General features: G+C 55.1%; 24 protein-coding genes. 2 read left to right on the top strand and 22 right to left on the bottom strand.

Features of this window, described 5'->3' with window-relative positions; genetic code table 11:
- Positions 1 to 9: 9 nt before the first annotated feature.
- The 7 genes from rpsH to rpmC form a co-directional block, all read right to left on the bottom strand.
- Positions 10 to 402 (bottom strand): 30S ribosomal protein S8, encoded by a 393-nt coding sequence (rpsH, locus tag K3754_RS03475; protein ID WP_025048083.1) that lies wholly within the window; start codon positions 400 to 402, stop codon positions 10 to 12.
- A gap of 12 nt (positions 403 to 414) precedes the next feature.
- Positions 415 to 720 (bottom strand): 30S ribosomal protein S14, encoded by a 306-nt coding sequence (rpsN, locus tag K3754_RS03470; protein WP_025048084.1) that lies wholly within the window; start codon positions 718 to 720, stop codon positions 415 to 417.
- A gap of 18 nt (positions 721 to 738) precedes the next feature.
- A complete protein-coding gene (gene rplE / locus K3754_RS03465) occupies positions 739 to 1302 on the bottom strand; it encodes a 50S ribosomal protein L5 (RefSeq protein WP_203209033.1) in 564 nt (187 codons plus the stop codon).
- Complete coding sequence (gene rplX, locus K3754_RS03460; RefSeq protein ID WP_025048086.1) at positions 1295 to 1606, bottom strand: 50S ribosomal protein L24; 312 nt, start codon at positions 1604 to 1606, stop codon at positions 1295 to 1297. The genes rplE and rplX overlap by 8 nt, the downstream gene beginning before the upstream one ends.
- Complete coding sequence (rplN, locus tag K3754_RS03455) at positions 1606 to 1974, bottom strand: 50S ribosomal protein L14 (RefSeq protein WP_025045929.1); 369 nt, start codon at positions 1972 to 1974, stop codon at positions 1606 to 1608. The genes rplX and rplN overlap by 1 nt, the downstream gene beginning before the upstream one ends.
- Positions 1975 to 2047: 73 nt before the next feature.
- Positions 2048 to 2284: a 30S ribosomal protein S17 gene (rpsQ, locus tag K3754_RS03450; RefSeq protein ID WP_025048087.1), complete on the bottom strand. Its 237-nt coding sequence runs from the start codon at positions 2282 to 2284 to the stop codon at positions 2048 to 2050.
- A 12-nt stretch (positions 2285 to 2296) separates the two neighbouring features.
- Positions 2297 to 2503 (bottom strand): 50S ribosomal protein L29, encoded by a 207-nt coding sequence (gene rpmC / locus K3754_RS03445; RefSeq protein WP_025048088.1) that lies wholly within the window; start codon positions 2501 to 2503, stop codon positions 2297 to 2299.
- Positions 2504 to 2708: 205 nt separating this feature from the next.
- On the opposite strand from rpmC, the gene K3754_RS03440 reads away from it, so the two are divergent.
- Together K3754_RS03440 and K3754_RS03435 are read left to right on the top strand one after the other, a co-directional pair.
- A complete protein-coding gene (locus K3754_RS03440; protein ID WP_259941030.1) occupies positions 2709 to 3119 on the top strand; it encodes a DUF6636 domain-containing protein in 411 nt (136 codons plus the stop codon).
- 47 nt (positions 3120 to 3166) lie between these two features.
- The gene (locus tag K3754_RS03435; RefSeq protein WP_259941027.1) at positions 3167 to 3787 is read left to right on the top strand and encodes a TIGR02466 family protein; all 621 of its coding nucleotides are present in this window, start codon (positions 3167 to 3169) and stop codon (positions 3785 to 3787) included.
- Positions 3788 to 3831: 44 nt separating this feature from the next.
- Here the strand turns inward: K3754_RS03435 and K3754_RS03430 are convergent, their stop codons facing one another.
- The 15 genes from K3754_RS03430 to rpsG form a co-directional block, all read right to left on the bottom strand.
- On the bottom strand, positions 3832 to 4038 hold the full coding sequence (locus K3754_RS03430) for a hypothetical protein (RefSeq protein ID WP_025048092.1): 207 nt from the start codon (positions 4036 to 4038) through the stop codon (positions 3832 to 3834).
- 286 nt (positions 4039 to 4324) lie between these two features.
- Positions 4325 to 4738, bottom strand: coding sequence for a 50S ribosomal protein L16 (gene rplP / locus K3754_RS03425; RefSeq protein ID WP_025048094.1), 414 nt, complete (start codon positions 4736 to 4738; stop codon positions 4325 to 4327).
- Positions 4739 to 4751: 13 nt separating this feature from the next.
- Positions 4752 to 5459 (bottom strand): 30S ribosomal protein S3, encoded by a 708-nt coding sequence (gene rpsC / locus K3754_RS03420; protein WP_203209037.1) that lies wholly within the window; start codon positions 5457 to 5459, stop codon positions 4752 to 4754.
- A complete protein-coding gene (gene rplV / locus K3754_RS03415) occupies positions 5459 to 5839 on the bottom strand; it encodes a 50S ribosomal protein L22 (RefSeq protein WP_025048096.1) in 381 nt (126 codons plus the stop codon). Before rplV ends, rpsC begins: the two co-directional genes overlap by 1 nt.
- Positions 5840 to 5842: 3 nt before the next feature.
- Positions 5843 to 6121, bottom strand: coding sequence for a 30S ribosomal protein S19 (rpsS, locus tag K3754_RS03410; RefSeq protein ID WP_025048097.1), 279 nt, complete (start codon positions 6119 to 6121; stop codon positions 5843 to 5845).
- Between the two features lie 3 nt (positions 6122 to 6124).
- Positions 6125 to 6967: a 50S ribosomal protein L2 gene (gene rplB, locus K3754_RS03405; RefSeq protein WP_203209038.1), complete on the bottom strand. Its 843-nt coding sequence runs from the start codon at positions 6965 to 6967 to the stop codon at positions 6125 to 6127.
- A gap of 206 nt (positions 6968 to 7173) precedes the next feature.
- Positions 7174 to 8967: a DUF262 domain-containing protein gene (locus K3754_RS03400; protein ID WP_259941018.1), complete on the bottom strand. Its 1794-nt coding sequence runs from the start codon at positions 8965 to 8967 to the stop codon at positions 7174 to 7176.
- 451 nt (positions 8968 to 9418) lie between these two features.
- Positions 9419 to 9715, bottom strand: coding sequence for a 50S ribosomal protein L23 (locus tag K3754_RS03395; RefSeq protein WP_203209040.1), 297 nt, complete (start codon positions 9713 to 9715; stop codon positions 9419 to 9421).
- Complete coding sequence (gene rplD / locus K3754_RS03390) at positions 9712 to 10329, bottom strand: 50S ribosomal protein L4 (RefSeq protein ID WP_203209041.1); 618 nt, start codon at positions 10327 to 10329, stop codon at positions 9712 to 9714. The genes K3754_RS03395 and rplD overlap by 4 nt, the downstream gene beginning before the upstream one ends.
- Positions 10326 to 11162 carry a 50S ribosomal protein L3 gene (rplC, locus tag K3754_RS03385; protein ID WP_203209042.1) on the bottom strand — a complete coding sequence of 279 codons (837 nt, stop codon included), beginning with the start codon at positions 11160 to 11162 and terminating at the stop codon, positions 10326 to 10328. The genes rplD and rplC overlap by 4 nt, the downstream gene beginning before the upstream one ends.
- Before the next feature lie 18 nt (positions 11163 to 11180).
- The gene (gene rpsJ, locus K3754_RS03380; RefSeq protein ID WP_025048103.1) at positions 11181 to 11501 is read right to left on the bottom strand and encodes a 30S ribosomal protein S10; all 321 of its coding nucleotides are present in this window, start codon (positions 11499 to 11501) and stop codon (positions 11181 to 11183) included.
- A gap of 528 nt (positions 11502 to 12029) precedes the next feature.
- Positions 12030 to 13205, bottom strand: coding sequence for an elongation factor Tu (gene tuf, locus K3754_RS03375; protein WP_259941012.1), 1176 nt, complete (start codon positions 13203 to 13205; stop codon positions 12030 to 12032).
- Between the two features lie 24 nt (positions 13206 to 13229).
- On the bottom strand, positions 13230 to 13733 hold the full coding sequence (locus K3754_RS03370; protein WP_203197589.1) for a DUF6778 family protein: 504 nt from the start codon (positions 13731 to 13733) through the stop codon (positions 13230 to 13232).
- A 26-nt stretch (positions 13734 to 13759) separates the two neighbouring features.
- Positions 13760 to 15880, bottom strand: a complete 2121-nt coding sequence (gene fusA / locus K3754_RS03365) for an elongation factor G (protein WP_203209045.1) — start codon at positions 15878 to 15880, stop codon at positions 13760 to 13762.
- Positions 15881 to 15975: 95 nt separating this feature from the next.
- Positions 15976 to 16446, bottom strand: a complete 471-nt coding sequence (rpsG, locus tag K3754_RS03360) for a 30S ribosomal protein S7 (protein ID WP_037911456.1) — start codon at positions 16444 to 16446, stop codon at positions 15976 to 15978.
- Between the last annotated feature and the right edge of the window lie 15 nt (positions 16447 to 16461).

The following is a 16461-nucleotide window of genomic DNA, read 5'->3' as shown; positions in this document are numbered from 1 at the left end:
ATCTACTCCTTAGAATACGGTGCAGAGCACTTCGCCGCCAACGTTCTGGCTGCGTGCACTTTGATCCGACATCACACCCTTTGGGGTGGAGACAATCGACACACCCAGGCCCTGACGGACAACTGGAATGTCATTGACGCCCATGTAGACGCGGCGGCCAGGCTTGGAAACCCGCTTCAGCTCACGAATAACAGGTTCGCCCTCGTAGTACTTGAGGCTGATTTCGATGGCTGGGTGGCCATCTGCGCCCGTGGTTTTTTCGTAGCCACGGATGTAACCTTCGTCTGCAAGCACATCCAGAACCCAGGCACGCAGCTTGGACGCTGGTGTCGAGACAGTGGATTTGCCGCGCATAGAAGAGTTACGGATGCGTGTCAGCATATCTGCGATAGGATCGTTCATCTGATGCGCTCCTTACCAGCTCGACTTGACCATGCCGGGGATCTGGCCTGCTGAGCCAAGATCACGCAGCGCGATACGCGAGATTTTCAGTTTACGATAATAAGCGTGTGGACGACCTGTCAGCTGGCAGCGGTTGTGCAAACGCACAGCGCTGGAGTTGCGAGGCAGTTTCGCCAGCTTCAGGGAGGCGCGGAAACGCTCTTCCATTGGCTTGCTTTCGTCGCTCACGATCTCTTTGAGAGCGGCACGCTTTGCTGCGTATTTCTTGACCAGTGCTTCACGCTTTTTCTCGCGTGCGATCATGGATTTCTTAGCCATATCTAATCCTTCCCGCGCTTATTGGCTGAAAGGCATGTTGAACGCTGTCAACAATGCTTTCGCTTCTGCGTCGGTTTTCGCCGTGGTGGCGATGACGATGTCCATACCCCAGTTTTCATCAACTTTATCAAAGTCGATTTCAGGGAATACGAGGTGCTCTTTGAGACCCATGGCATAGTTGCCACGGCCATCGAAAGACTTGCCAGAGATGCCGCGGAAGTCGCGGATACGAGGCATTGCAATCGTAATCAGACGGTCAAGGAATTCGTACATACGTTCGCCGCGCAGGGTCACTTTCGCGCCCAGTGGCATTTCTTCACGCACACGGAAACCCGCGATGGATTTCTTGGCAATTGTGGTCATCGCTTTCTGGCCGGCAATCGCAGTCAGGTCTTCCTGAGCGGATTTGGCTTTCTTGCTGTCACGAACAGCAGCAGCACCACAACCGATGTTCAGCACGATCTTATCAAGACGTGGGATCATCATGTCGTTCTTGTAACCGAATTCTTCTTTCATCTTGGCGCGGATCTCGTCGCGGTAGACGTTCAGAAGGCGGGGTGTGTAGTTTGCAGTATCAAGCATCAATCACGTCCCCCGTGGTTTTTGCAAAGCGCACTTTCTTGTCGCCTTCCATTTTGAAGCCTACGCGTGTCGCTTTGCCGTTGGCATCCACGATGGCGAGGTTCGACAGGTCGATCGGCATCGCTTTTGGGATGCGGCCGCCCTGGCTTTCCTGGGATTGGCGTGTGGCGCGGATGGCGATTTTAACGCCGTCTACGATGGCCTTACCGGATTTTGGGTCTACAGAGGAAATTGTCCCTGTTTTGCCCTTGTCCTTACCGGCAAGCACGATGACCTTGTCACCTTTGCGAAGTTTAGCAGCCATTACAGCACCTCCGGCGCGAGCGAGATAATCTTCATGAAGTTTTTGCCGCGGAGCTCACGAACAACTGGTCCAAAGATACGTGTACCTACGGGCTCATTGTTGTTGTTCAGGATGACCGCTGCATTGCGGTCAAAGCGGATGGCGGTGCCATCGTCGCGACGAACTTCTTTGGCTGTGCGAACAACGACGGCCTTGCGGACGTCGCCTTTTTTCACACGACCGCGTGGGATGGCTTCCTTAACCGAGACAACAATGATGTCGCCTACGGATGCGTACTTACGCTTGGAACCACCCAGGACCTTGATGCACTGAACACGGCGCGCGCCGCTGTTGTCAGCAACATCCAGGTTGGTCTGCATCTGGATCATTTGGTTTCTCCCGACCTGTAGGGGGCGATGCGTGCCTTATCCCTAGGGTTTCGATTAAGTTGGTTAGATCTGGTTACGCCTCGGCGGTCAGAACTTCCCAACGTTTGGTCTTGGACTTGGGTGCACATTCGATGATGCGAACGCTGTCGCCCACTTTGTATGCGTTGTTCTCGTCGTGAGCCCGGTACTTCTTGGACTTACGGATGGTTTTTTTCAGAACCGGGTGCGTAAAGCGACGCTCTACGGATACGGTGACTGTCTGTGCATTGGCGTCCGATGTTACGGTGCCTGTCAGGATACGCTTTGGCATTATTCAGGCTCCTTATTCAGCGGATGCCGCGGCAGCGGCTTTTTGGTTCAACACAGTGTGGACACGTGCCACGTCGCGCTTAACACTGCGCAGACGCGCAGGGTTCTCGAGTTGGCCAGTCGCCTGCTGGAAACGCAGGTTAAAGGCTTCTTTCTTGAGGTTCACAAGTTCGTCACGGAGTTGATCCGGCGTCTTGTCATGCAGTTCGTTGGCTTTCACGGCCTTGTCCTTTCAACATCACCAGTAGGCCCCAAGAGGGTGACCATGATTCTGGTGGAGTTCATGATGAAGGGTGCCAATACGCCCTGCCCGATCATAATGCAAGCCCCTAGGGGGCCGGTATTCCAATGATCCGCCCGCTGGTAGCCGAATCCGGGATTTTTCATTTATACTTGGCCTATTATCACGATGAATTGGAGAGATCATGTTTCGTTTGTCCCTTGTCCTGCTGACCCTTTCAGCCGCCCCGGCCCTTGCCGATGTCTGGACCTTCAACACTCCTTCGGGGAACATCGAATGTTCGGTGGGCGAAGGGTTTGACGGATCAGACATCATTTGCAGCATCTTCAAACGCAGCGGCCCGTCGTCGGTACCGCAGATGGCCGGTTGCCCTGTAAGCCGCGGGATCAAGGTCGAGATGTTGGACCGCGGCTATGTCAGCATGAGCTGTCTCGGGGCGGGAGAGCGTGGCTACGGCGGGCAAAGCGTCGCAGAATACGGGGTGACAGGCCAGTTTGGCGGCATCACCTGCCAGTCCTCGACCAAGGGGCTGGATTGCCGTAATCAGGACGGTCACGGGTTCTTCTTGTCCCGCGCCGTTCAGAATGCATGGTAGCGCCTTCCCCTCTCGCCTCCGGATCTCAGCTGCGTTAAGAACGGCCCATGTCAGATATCAAATCACTGTTTGTGACCCGCCTTTATCACGCCGCGCTGACCGAGCACGGCACACCCGTCGATCAAGCGGAGCTTGAAGCATCCTGCTGGTCCATTGCAGAGGACGATGAGGCGGGCCAGCAATGGTGCGAGGACAACGGGTATCCCGGCTACACCTCCTATGCATCGCTCACGGATCTGGGCTGGCGGTTTCCGGTGTTCGAGGCGCTGATCAAGGTGCTGGACGCACATGTTGTGGCCTTTGCCAAGGAGCTGGCCTTTGATCTGGACGGCAAAGAGCTGAAGCTCGAAGACATCTGGATCAACATCCTGCCTGAGGGCGGCATCCACACCTCCCACATCCATCCGCATTCAGTAATCTCCGGCACCACCTATGTGGCCCTGCCGGACGGCTCTGCTTCGATCAAATACGAAGATCCACGCCTGCCGATGATGATGGCCGCACCGGGCCGAACCAAGGACGCGCCGGATGATTTGCGGGCGTTCTTCTATGCCAAACCGGCGGTTGGCGATGTGCTTCTCTGGGAAAGCTGGCTGCGCCATGAGGTGCCAATGAACATGGCCGAAGACGACCGGATCTCGGTCAGCTTCAACTACAGCTGGGGTTAATGCCAGTGGCGGGGCCGTATCCGGCGACCTGAGCCGAACCGAAACTACTTCTTCGCGGCCTTCTTGGCCTCTTCTTCCTGCGCCTTCACAGCGGCCTTTTCCTCTTTGGTCAGCTTGTTACCCCACTGATTGTTGCTCAGCCCCAGGTCAGCAGGCATCGGCTTGGTCTTGCCCTTTTTGACAGACCCGCCCTTATCAAGAAATTCCTTGATCAGGTCCGCATCAGTGGTGGGCTTTGGAACATGTTTCATATGTGGTCCGCCTGGCAGCTGTGAGTATGTGGCTTACGCTACTCGGCTCAGGCGCAGTTGGCCAGAGGGATGCTGTGGGGGCTGGCCCGCCGGCTTGCAGTAATGGCGCGCACTGATCACCCTCAAAAACAAAAAGCCCCCGCCGAAAACTCGGCGGGGGCTTATTCTAAAACTGTGGGTGCGCATCAAATGTGCACCGGACCTCAAAAACCGGGGCCGGAACGGGCATTTCTGCGAAATACCCTGCCTCCGGCTGGCCCGCACCGGCGATGCCGGTGCGACCTGTTTACCAGTCTTCGCGGACCACGACGCGTGTTTTGATTGGCAGCTTCATTGCCGCCAGACGCAGCGCTTCACGCGCGATGTCATCATTCACACCATCGATCTCAAACATGATCCGGCCCGGCTTGACCTTGGCCGCCCAGAAATCCACGGAACCTTTACCTTTACCCATACGCACTTCGACGGGCTTAGAGGTTACGGGCACATCCGGGAAGATGCGGATCCAGACACGGCCTTGACGTTTCATGTGACGCGTCATGGCACGACGTGCAGCTTCGATCTGGCGTGCAGTCACACGCTCAGGCTGCAGAGCCTTCAGGCCGTAGGTGCCAAAGTTCAGGTCAGACCCGCCCTTTGCCAGACCCTTGATCGAGCCTTTGAACTGCTTACGGAACTTCGTACGCTTTGGTTGAAGCATCTTTCAGCCCTCCTTAGCGACGACCGCCGGCACCGCGAGGTGCTGGGCCGTCTTGGATTTCTTGTGCCTTGCGGTCACGTGCTGCCGGGTCATGTTCCATGATCTCGCCTTTGAAGATCCAGGTCTTGATCCCGATGATGCCGTAAGCGGTTGTCGCTTCAACATGTGCGTAATCAATGTCAGCACGCAGAGTGTGCAGTGGCACGCGGCCCTCACGGTACCATTCGGTACGCGCGATTTCTGCACCGCCCAGACGGCCGGCAACGTTCACACGGATACCCAGGGCACCCATACGCATGGCGTTTTGTACCGCACGCTTCATGGCGCGGCGGAAAGATACCCGGCGCTCCAGCTGCTGTGCGATGCTTTCACCAACCAGTGCGGCATCCAGTTCGGGCTTGCGGACCTCAACGATGTTCAGGTGCAGTTCCGAAGAGGTCATCTTGGCGATTTTCTGACGCAGACCTTCAATGTCTGCACCTTTCTTACCAATGATAACGCCAGGACGGGCAGTGTGGATCGTAACGCGGCACTTCTTGTGCGGACGTTCGATGATCACACGCGCGATACCGGCCTGCTTGCACTCTTCTTTGATGAAGGCACGGATGGCCAGATCTTCGAGAAGAAGATCACCATAGTCCTTGGTGTCGGCGTACCAGCGGCTGTCCCATGTGCGGTTCACCTGCAGGCGCATGCCGATCGGGTTTACTTTGTTACCCATTATGCTTGCTCCTCAACTTGACGCACGACGATTGTGACTTCTGCGAACGGCTTCATGATCTTGCCGAAACGGCCACGCGCACGTGGACGACCACGCTTGAGTGTCATGTTCTTACCGACATAGGCCTCGGCCACGATCAGCTCGTCCACGTCAAGGTTGTGGTTGTTCTCGGCGTTGGCGATTGCAGACTGAAGGCATTTTTTCACGTCTTGTGCGACACGCTTTTTAGAGAACGTCAGGTCCGTCAGGGCCTTGTCCACCTTCTTGCCGCGGATCAGGCCAGCAACGAGGTTCAGTTTCTGCGGCGACGTCTTCAGCATGCGCAGTTTTGCACGTGCTTCATTGTCTGCCACGCGGCGGGGATTCTTATCCTTGCTCATGGCTTATTTCCGCTTCGCTTTTTTGTCGGCGGCATGACCGTAGTAGGTCCGTGTTGGCGAGAACTCACCAAACTTCTGACCAATCATGTCTTCGCTGACGTTTACAGGGATGTGCTTGTGACCGTTATAGACACCGAATGTCAGGCCAACAAACTGGGGCAGAATTGTCGAACGGCGCGACCAGATCTTGATCACTTCGTTACGACCGCTTTCGCGAGATGCTTCGGCCTTCTTGAGGACATAAGAGTCAACAAAAGGACCTTTCCATACTGAACGAGACATTGATTAACGCCCCTTCTTCTTGGCGTGCCGGGACCGTACGATAAGACGGCTGGACGCTTTGTTCTTGTTGCGGGTCTTTGCACCCTTTGTCGGCTTACCCCAAGGTGTCACTGGGTGACGACCACCGGATGTACGGCCTTCACCACCACCGTGCGGGTGATCGATCGGGTTCATCACGACACCACGTACCGAAGGACGGATGCCCTTGTGACGCATGCGGCCCGCTTTACCGTAGTTCTGGTTGGAGTTGTCAGGGTTGGACACGGCACCAACGGTGGCCATGCATTCCTGACGCACGAGACGCAGTTCGCCGGAGCTCAGACGGATCTGAGCGTAGCCACCGTCACGGCCCACGAACTGGGCGTATGTACCGGCGGCACGGGCGATCTGACCACCCTTACCGGGCTTCATCTCGATGTTGTGCACGATTGTACCGATTGGCATGCCAGAGAAAGGCATTGCATTGCCTGGCTTGATGTCGGCTTTGGCGGAGGCGATGACCTTGTCACCCACAGCCAAACGCTGCGGTGCGAGGATATAGGCCTGCTCGCCATCTTCATATTGAATCAGGGCGATAAACGCGGTCCGGTTCGGGTCATATTCGATCCGAGCCACAACAGCGGACATGTCCATCTTGTTGCGCTTGAAATCAACGATACGGTAAAGGCGCTTTGCACCCCCACCTTTGCGACGCATTGTGATCCGTCCGGTGTTGTTCCGTCCGCCGTGTTTTGTAAGACCTTCCGTGAGGGCCTTAACAGGGCGACCTTTCCAAAGCTCCGAACGGTCGATCAGTACCAGCCCACGCTGGCCCGGCGTCGTCGGTTTGTACGACTTGAGTGCCATGTTGTCTGTCTTCCGTTTAGCTGTAGTGCCACCCCGAAAGGCGGCAATGGTTATAGGGCCCCGAAGGTCCCCGGTGGATGTCTGCTTGTTGGGCCATGGCCCCGCAATGCAAACAACAACAAAGCCCCAGACGAATCTGGGGCTGTGCCGATGGGGTCGTTTAGGAGGGATTGGGAGTGGGGTCAAGGGCAAGTATCTAGCCGTTGTTAACTGAACCTAGCGAAAAGGCTGTGTAGGTCTTCTGTCGCAACCTCTTGTGTTTGTGTTCCTTGGCGCTGAAAGAACCTATTATCATACAGGGATGGTCCTTTTTGCCCTTCCACTTCGAACACGAAGATCGTTTTGTCATAGTAACTCACGCTCTTTAGACGGCCGTTCAGTACCGATTTGAGTGGTTCAGATATAGGGCTAGCAGATAACCTTTGAGTGATGTCATGGAAAAGATCGTCAAGCGACTTATTGAGATGTTTTGCCTCATGCTCAACTCCGGTCACGTAGAAGCCATTGAAAGCATCGCTGGATGTACCAAATAACTCGGACACGCGCGTTGCTGTTTGCTCGTTCTCAGCGACGCCGACGACAACATAACCACGATGCTTTGGTGCTATGTTCGAGATCGCGACACACGTCTCAAGAATGCGCCGAAATGCATCCTCATCAAAGCTCGGTTTGTCAGCTAATTTAAGAAACCCTTGCTTGAAATCATAAGCAGATTGCTCGGTTCGAGAACTTGTAAGCAAATTCTGAAACTGCGACACCCAATGAACCTTTGCTGGGTCAGGCGCCGTATTGTCTTCAAAAAAGCCCTGTATCATGCCAACTACAGCATTAACTGCATTAGACCGATTCTCTGCGCCCCAACGCCCACCCTCTTGGATCGCGATGCTTTTTCCGCAATCAACCATCTGCTTTACAAGCCCGGCTCGATCGGAGACGATCATGTTTCTTCTCACCATTAACTCATGAAACGCTAAGAATATGGCTTGGAAGTATCTAGGTGCAGGGTTATTCGCATTATTGTCGGCGAAAAGTAATTGCGTAAAGTTACTATTTGCATGGGCAATGGTCAAAACAATGTCGTCAAAGACCCTAGAAAAATCATAAGACAGCAGGTCAGTTGTTCGCTGCTTCACCGCTTTGTCCATTGCAATGAAGCGCTCCTCCCGGGCACCAGTTCGCGGGAAAAACGACCCATAGTAGTCATCAAAAAGCTCAGTTCTAGAAGCAGTAGGGGAATCCGACGCCATATAAGCGACAAGATCAGCAATTAGTTCCTCATCTCTGCTTTGCCTAAGCTGGTCACGTGTAATTATGTTGTTCTTGATCCAGAACACGTCATCTGCATTGATGCCGTATTCAAGCTCCCTGTTAGTGATGCTGATATTTTTCATATCATTTAGGGAAACAATATCGGTACTAGATGCATCACCGCGAACATGAGAAGAAATAACGCGCACACACTGAGCAAATGCGTCCGTTGCACCAGCGACTCGCAGCTCTTGTCTAGAAAGCTGCCTTCCGCCAGAATTGATGCGTCGAAAGACTTCATCCACAGAACTAGCCTCAGCTGACTCATAAATGGACAGCGGTACAGGGTATCCAGCAATTGCCACACACAGTGATCGGTCTAGAACTGGCTCCTTTTGTTCCAACTCGCCACTATCGAGAAGCGCCTTTGCTTCCGCAAAAGTGTTCAGGTCAAAGTACCCACCCTCAATCGCGTATTCGTTATTTATAAACGACGTAACCGCGTTGAGGCGTTGCATGCCGTCGATTAGTTCGTACGTCCCAGCTTTTGCATCTTTCGGTTCAGCTAAGAGGATTATTGGAACAGGAAGACCTTTGGCGAGGGAGTCAATAAAGCTCTGCTTCTCTTCAAGAGTCCAGATCAATTTTCTCTGATATCGTCTGTTTACGATGTACCTTTCATTACGGTATGAAGAATAAACTCTCTCGACTGTTTCGCCTCTGACTACGAGTTCTTGCTGTATATCAGCCAATTCGCCGCTCCTGAAAATGAGGAAGTGCCCAAACCATGAGTGGGCCATACCTTTCCCAAGTCTAAGAAAAAAATGAGGATCTCGGCAAGTGGCCATTGTGAGCATATTGCGACTAACTTATCCAAAGTTATGGTTGCAACAAAATTCGGCCCCATTGCAGGGTACGATGGTATTTTGAGATTACGTCCCGCCCCCTACTCCACCAAGCGCACAAAAGATGTCTGCCGCGTACCAACCCACTTCTGCAGTTGGCACATCGGCGTGCAATGAACATATTCTCCGCTACTTCAATCCTTTAGAATAGTTACGTTTCCCCAAAAAACCATCCGCTCCCGTATCTGCGCTCTTGATGTACAACTTGTGTACAGTGTGTAAGGGTTAACCTATCCATCACAATCAAAAAGCCCCCCGCGTTTCCGCGAGGGGCTTTCAGATTGTCTAAAACCGGGAATTACAGACCGGTGCTCACGTCGATCGTGTTGCCTTCTTCTAGCGTCACATAGGCCTTTTTCACGTCTTTACGCTTACCAATCTGGCCGCGGAAACGTTTGACCTTGCCTTTGGTGATGGTCGTGTTCACGGCCTTCACCTTGACACCAAAGAGCGCCTCAACGGCCTCTTTGATCATCGGCTTGTTGCTGTCCATCGCCACTTCGAAAACAACGGCGTTGGCTTCGGATGCCATGGTTGCTTTCTCGGTGATGATCGGCTTGCGGATCACGTCATAGTGGTTGTGCTTGGCGCTCATTTCAAACGGGCCTCCAGTGCTTCGATACCCGCTTTGGTGATCACCAGAGTGTCACGCTTCAGGATATCATATACGTTTGCACCCATTGTCGGCAGGATATCCAGACCTTCAATGTTGCGGGCAGCCTGAGCGAAGTTTTCGTTCACGGATGCACCGTCGATGACCAATGCACGCTTCCAACCGAGGCTGGAGATCTGCTTGGCCAGTGCGGCAGTTTTGCCTTCGGATGCGGCTTCGTCGATGATGACCAGCTCGCCCGCTTTGGCTTTGGCGGACAGCGCATGGCGCAGGCCCAGCTTGCGGAACTTCTTGGTCAGCTCGTGGCCGTGGCTGCGCGGGGTTGGACCCTTGTAGATACCACCTTTACGGAAGATCGGCGCGTTGCGGTCACCGTGGCGTGCGCCGCCGGTGCCTTTTTGGCGATAGATCTTCTTGGTCGAATAGGAGGTCTCGGACCGGGTCTTTACCTTGTGCGTGCCAGCCTGCGCATTGTTACGCTGCCAGCGCACAACACGGTGCAGGATGTCGGCGCGTGGCTCAAGACCGAACAGGGCCTCGTCCAGGTCTACCGAACCGGCTTTGCCGCCGTCGAGTTTGATGACATCGAGTTTCATGCGTCACCTTCTTTCTTGTCTGCATCGTCACCGGCTGGTGCTTCTGCGGCTTCCATCGCGGCCTGCTCTGCTGCTGCGGCCTCGGCTGCTGCTGCTTCTGCTTCGGCCTCTGCGGCGGCGGCTGCTTCTTCAGCGGCTTTCGCAGCTTCTTTGGCAGCGGATGCCAGCGCGGCTGGTACAATCGCGTTCTCAGGGAACGGCTTTTTCACCGCGTCCTTGATTGTCACCCAACCACCTTTGGAGCCTGGAACCGCACCTTTGACCATGATCAGGCCGCGGGCTGTGTCGGTTTTCACAACTTCAAGGTTCTGGGTTGTCACGCGGGCGGCGCCCATGTGACCGGCCATTTTCTTGCCTTTGAAAACCTTACCGGGATCCTGACACTGACCGGTGGAACCGTGCGAACGGTGAGAGATCGAAACACCGTGTGTCGCACGCAGACCGCCAAAGTTGTGGCGCTTCATCGCACCGGCAAAACCTTTACCGATGGATGTGCCCGCAACGTCAACATACTGACCTGCGAAGTAGTGGTCCGCGATGATCTCTTCGCCAACCGGCAGCATCGCATCCGGGTCAACGCGGAATTCAGCAACCTTACGCTTTGGTTCAACCTTTGCTGCTGCAAAGTGGCCGCGCATCGCCTTGGACGTCCGCTTGGCTTTGGCTGTACCGGCACCCAGCTGAACAGCAACATAGCCGTCCTTCTCGATGGTACGCTGTGCAACAACCTGAAGGTTGTCGAGCTGAAGAACGGTCACAGGGATCTGCTTGCCATCTTCCATGAACAGACGGGTCATGCCCATCTTTTTTGCAATAACGCCTGAGCGCAACATGATATTACCCTCCTACGCTTATGACTGCAGCTTGATCTCGACGTCCACACCAGCGGCGAGGTCGAGCTTCATCAGCGCGTCCACGGTCTGGGGGGTCGGATCAACGATATCCAGCATACGCTTGTGCGTGCGGATCTCGAACTGGTCACGGGATTTCTTGTCCACGTGTGGGCCACGCAGAACGGTAAATTTTTCGATCTTGTTCGGCAGCGGAATGGGGCCACGAACAGAAGCGCCTGTGCGCTTTGCGGTGTTGACGATTTCCTGGGTGGAGGCATCAAGCACCCGGTAATCAAACGCCTTCAGGCGGATGCGGATGTTTTGGCTTTGAGCGGCCATATGCATATCCCTTACTTGGGGATTTTAACGGAGAGGAAGATATACGCTCATCGCAGACCTTCATCGCGTCATATGTCAACTGAAACGGGGCGCGTATGAACGCACCCCGAGGCAGTGGGGGTGCTATAGGGGGAGTCGCGGGGCATGGCAAGGGGGTTTTGAAAACTCCCATGTTTTCAGAACCGGTGCGCAAGATCGCTTCTCTTGGGACGGGACCGCTCGGACCGTCAGCGTTCAACCAAAGCAGGTGGGGTACACCCGGAGTGATAGCTCAAACAATGTCATTCGCCCCATATCCCGATGTCTTTAAAGACATCGCACCGGACCTTTTGAAAGGTCCGATTGGGGGTCTGCCGCAGACCGGGGTTCACCCCGGCACAGCACGACCCAATGAAATAGGCCGCCCCGGTGAGGAGCGGCCTTTGTTGTTTCAGCAACCGGGTGCCTTTGCCTTGCTCTCGTGTTCTTTTCCCAAAGGTAAAAGACACTGCCACAAGGCTGCGCACCGGTAACAACGCTTATGCGTTGTTACTCAGTGATCTTGGACACAACGCCCGCGCCGACCGTACGGCCACCTTCGCGGATCGCGAAGCGCAGACCCTGCTCCATCGCGATCGGTGCGATCAGCTCAACGTCGAACTTCAGGTTGTCGCCTGGCATAACCATTTCTGTGCCCTCGGGCAGCTGAACGGTGCCGGTCACATCCGTGGTCCGGAAGTAGAACTGTGGACGGTAGTTCGCGAAGAACGGCGTGTGACGGCCGCCTTCTTCCTTGGTCAGGATATAGGCCTCGGCTTCGAACTTGGTGTGCGGGTTAACCGAACCTGGCTTACACAGAACCTGGCCACGCTCAACACCTTCACGGTCAATACCGCGCAGCAATGCGCCGATGTTGTCGCCAGCTTCACCGCGGTCGAGCAGCTTGCGGAACATTTCAACGCCTGTGCAGGTGGTTTTCTTGGTGTCGCGGATACCGACGATTTCGATCTCGTCGCCCACGTTGATCACACCGCGCTCAACACGGCCTGTCACAACTGTACCACGACCGGAAATCGAGAACACGTCTTCCACAGGCATCAGGAACGGCTGGTCAACCGCACGTGCAGGTGTCGGGATGTACTCGTCCACAGCCGCCATCAGTTCCTTGATCTTCTCTTCGCCGATTTCTGGCTTGTTGCCTTCCATCGCCGCCAGGGCGGAACCTGCAATGATCGGAATATCGTCGCCTGGGTACTCGTAAGAGGACAGCAGCTCGCGGATTTCCATTTCCACCAGTTCCAGCAGCTCTTCGTCGTCGACCTGGTCAACCTTGTTCATGAAGACAACCATGTAAGGGATGCCAACCTGGCGGCCCAGCAGGATGTGCTCACGCGTCTGTGGCATCGGGCCGTCAGCGGCGTTCACAACCAGGATCGCGCCGTCCATCTGCGCCGCACCGGTGATCATGTTCTTGACGTAGTCAGCGTGGCCGGGGCAGTCGACGTGCGCGTAGTGACGCGCTTCGGTTTCATACTCAACGTGCGCGGTCGAGATCGTGATCCCGCGGGCCTTCTCTTCGGGCGCGCCGTCAATCTGATCATACGCCTTGAAGTCACCAAAATACTTGGTGATCGCCGCTGTCAGCGTCGTTTTACCGTGGTCAACGTGGCCAATCGTGCCAATGTTGACGTGCGGCTTATTACGTTCAAACTTTTCCTTTGCCATGGTAGTGGCTCCTTCTTAATTCAGTTATTTCTCTGCGCCGAGCAGGCGCTTGCGGACATCCTGAGAGAAGCCCACGATTGTTGCTTTGTAGTCCTGCTCAGGGGTTTGATCCGCCTTCACAGCCGCACCGACCAACCCACCGAGCGCCCATCCGCCCTTGGCTGTGCCGTAGACCTTGGTAGGTTCGAGAACCACCGTGCCATTGCGGGCATCTTTGACAGTCAGCACACCGGAGATTGTGCTTGTGCCGCCAACCAGCAAGGCCTGACCTGGAGAGACCAGGTGGAATTGCGTGATGGAGACCTCTGCCTTGACGGGCCGGCTCCCGACTGACCCATCCTTGAGATAGGCCAGCAGGTGATTGCGGACATCCGCCTGGATTTTTTCGGGGGCGACGGTGATCTGCCGCCCCTTCACACCTTCGATTTGCGAAACGTCAACCGACACATCCACAACCTTGAGGCTCCCCGCTGTCTGTTCATCCAGAAGCGGTTCCGCACAGGCTGCAACGGCTGTCAAAGCAGCCATTGCAAGGAATGAACGCCGGTTCATCATCACGCGAACTTTGCCTGAATCTCGTCAGAGATGTTCTGAGGAACGGCTTCGTAGTGGTCGAACTGCATGGTGAAGTTCGCACGACCAGAAGACATCGAACGCAGGGTGTTGATGTAGCCGAACATGTTCGCCAGAGGCACGAAGGCGTCGATGGCAATCGCGTTACCGCGGGTGTCCTGACCCTGTACCTGACCGCGACGGGATGTCAGATCGCCGATGATGCCGCCTGTGTATTCTTCAGGCGTGACAACTTCGACTTTCATGATCGGCTCAAGCATTTTCGCGCCGGCTTTTTTCATGCCTTCGCGCATACCCATACGGGCCGCGATTTCGAACGCCAGAACCGAGGAGTCAACGTCGTGGAACTTACCGTCGATCAGGGCCACTTTGAAGTCGATCACAGGGAAGCCCGCCAGAGGACCGGAGTCCATGACCGACTGGATACCTTTTTCAACACCCGGGATGTATTCCTTTGGAACAGCACCACCAACGATGCGGCTCTCAAATGAGTAACCTTCGCCTGGCTCGGTTGGCATCAGGATCATTTTCACTTCAGCAAACTGACCGGAACCACCGGACTGTTTCTTGTGGGTGTAAGTGATCTCAGCTTCACGAGAGATGGTCTCACGATAAGCAACCTGAGGCGCACCGATGTTCGCTTCAACTTTGAATTCACGCTTCAGACGGTCCACAAGGATGTCGAGGTGAAGTTCGCCCATGCCCTTCATGATGGTCTGACCGGATTCCAGATCAGTCTCAACACGGAAGGATGGATCCTCTGCAGCCAAACGCTGAAGGCCAATGCCCATTTTCTCTTGGTCGGCCTTCGTTTTTGGCTCAACCGCGATCTCGATCACCGGATCAGGGAAGGTCATTGTTTCCAGAACCACAGGATCGTTGACGGCGCAAAGCGTGTCACCTGTTGTGGTGTCTTTCAGACCCGCCAGCGCGATGATGTCGCCTGCGAATGCTTCGGTGATTTCCTCACGGTCGTTGGAGTGCATCATCATCATCCGGCCAACGCGCTCTTTACGCTGCTTGGTGGAGTTCAGAAGCGTGTCACCTTTGTTCAACACACCAGAGTAGATGCGTGTAAACGTCAGTGTACCCACAAACGGGTCGTTCATGATTTTGAACGCAAGGCCAGAGAACGCCATGTTATCGTCCGCGCGGCGGGCGATGTTACGTGTTTCTGTCTCATCGCCTGGCTTGAAGCCCATGTAGTCAACAACATCCATCGGGGATGGCAGATAGTCGATCACAGCGTTGAGCAGAGGCTGAACGCCTTTGTTCTTGAACGCGGAGCCACACAGAACGGGGATGAATTTGATGGCCAGAGTACCGGCACGGATCAGACGGCGCAGTGTTGGCACATCCGGCTCAGCACCGTCCATCAGGTAGTTTTCCATCGCGTCATCGTCCATTTCGACGGCGACTTCGATCATTTTGGCGCGCCATTCGTCGGCCAGCTCTTTCAAGCTGTCGCGGATCGGGCGTTTTTCCCAGGATGCGCCGAGGTCTTCACCGGCCCAGACCCATTCTTCCATGGTGACCAGATCAACCATGCCTTCCAATTCGGTTTCTGACCCGATTGGAATCTGGATCGGACAAGGTGTGGCACCTGTACGGTCTTGGATCATGTGAACGCAGTTGAAGAAGTCCGCGCCGATTTTGTCCATCTTGTTGACGAACACGATACGTGGAACCTTGTAACGGTCGGCCTGGCGCCAAACGGTTTCGGTCTGCGGCTCGACACCGGCGTTGGCGTCCAGAACAGCAACAGCGCCGTCGAGAACAGCCAAGGAACGCTCAACTTCGATAGTGAAGTCAACGTGGCCAGGCGTGTCGATGATGTTCATCCGGTGCTTGGGCGTGTCCGCCGTTGCGCCGTCCTCTGTACGCTCCCAGAACGTGGTGGTCGCAGCGGAAGTGATGGTGATACCACGTTCCTGTTCTTGCTCCATCCAGTCCATCGTGGCGGCGCCATCATGCACCTCACCGATGTTGTGGGATTTGCCTGTATAATACAGGATACGTTCGGAACATGTGGTCTTGCCGGCATCAATGTGAGCCATGATGCCGAAGTTGCGATAGCGGTCTAGCGGATAGTCGCGTGCCATTTGAAAAGCTTCCTCAGGAGTGTGCTTTGAAAAGGGCCAAAGCCCAATGAAACGATGGGGCCCAGCGGATCTGAGCCCCGATCTTTTGATCTAGATTACCAGCGGTAGTGGCTGAACGCTTTGTTGGCGTCGGCCATCTTGTGCGTGTCTTCGCGCTTTTTCACCGCGGTGCCGCGGGACTGAACAGCGTCCAGAAGCTCGCCTGCGAGGCGCTCTTCCATGGTGTTCTCGTTGCGCGAACGGGCCGCTTTGATCAACCAACGGATCGCCAGAGCCTGACGGCGCTCGGGGCGCACTTCGACAGGCACCTGATACGTCGCACCACCAACGCGGCGCGAACGCACTTCGACGGATGGCTGGATGTTTTCAAGCGCTTCGTGGAACACTTCGATGGGCGCGCGTTTGATCTTGTCTTCAACGCGGTTCATCGCGCTATAGACAATGCGCTCAGCGACGGATTTCTTACCGTCGATCATCAGGTTGTTCATGAATTTTGTCAGAACCAGATCACCATACTTGGCGTCTGGCAGTACTTCGCGTTTTTCAGCGGCGTGACGGCGTGACATGTCGTTGTCTTCCTT

Source organism: Sulfitobacter sp. M368 (assembly GCF_025141875.1).
GTDB classification, from domain to species: Bacteria; Pseudomonadota; Alphaproteobacteria; order Rhodobacterales; family Rhodobacteraceae; genus Sulfitobacter; species Sulfitobacter mediterraneus_A.
Note: the sequence above shows the minus strand (reverse complement) of the source record. Positions and strands in the feature narration are given on the sequence as shown.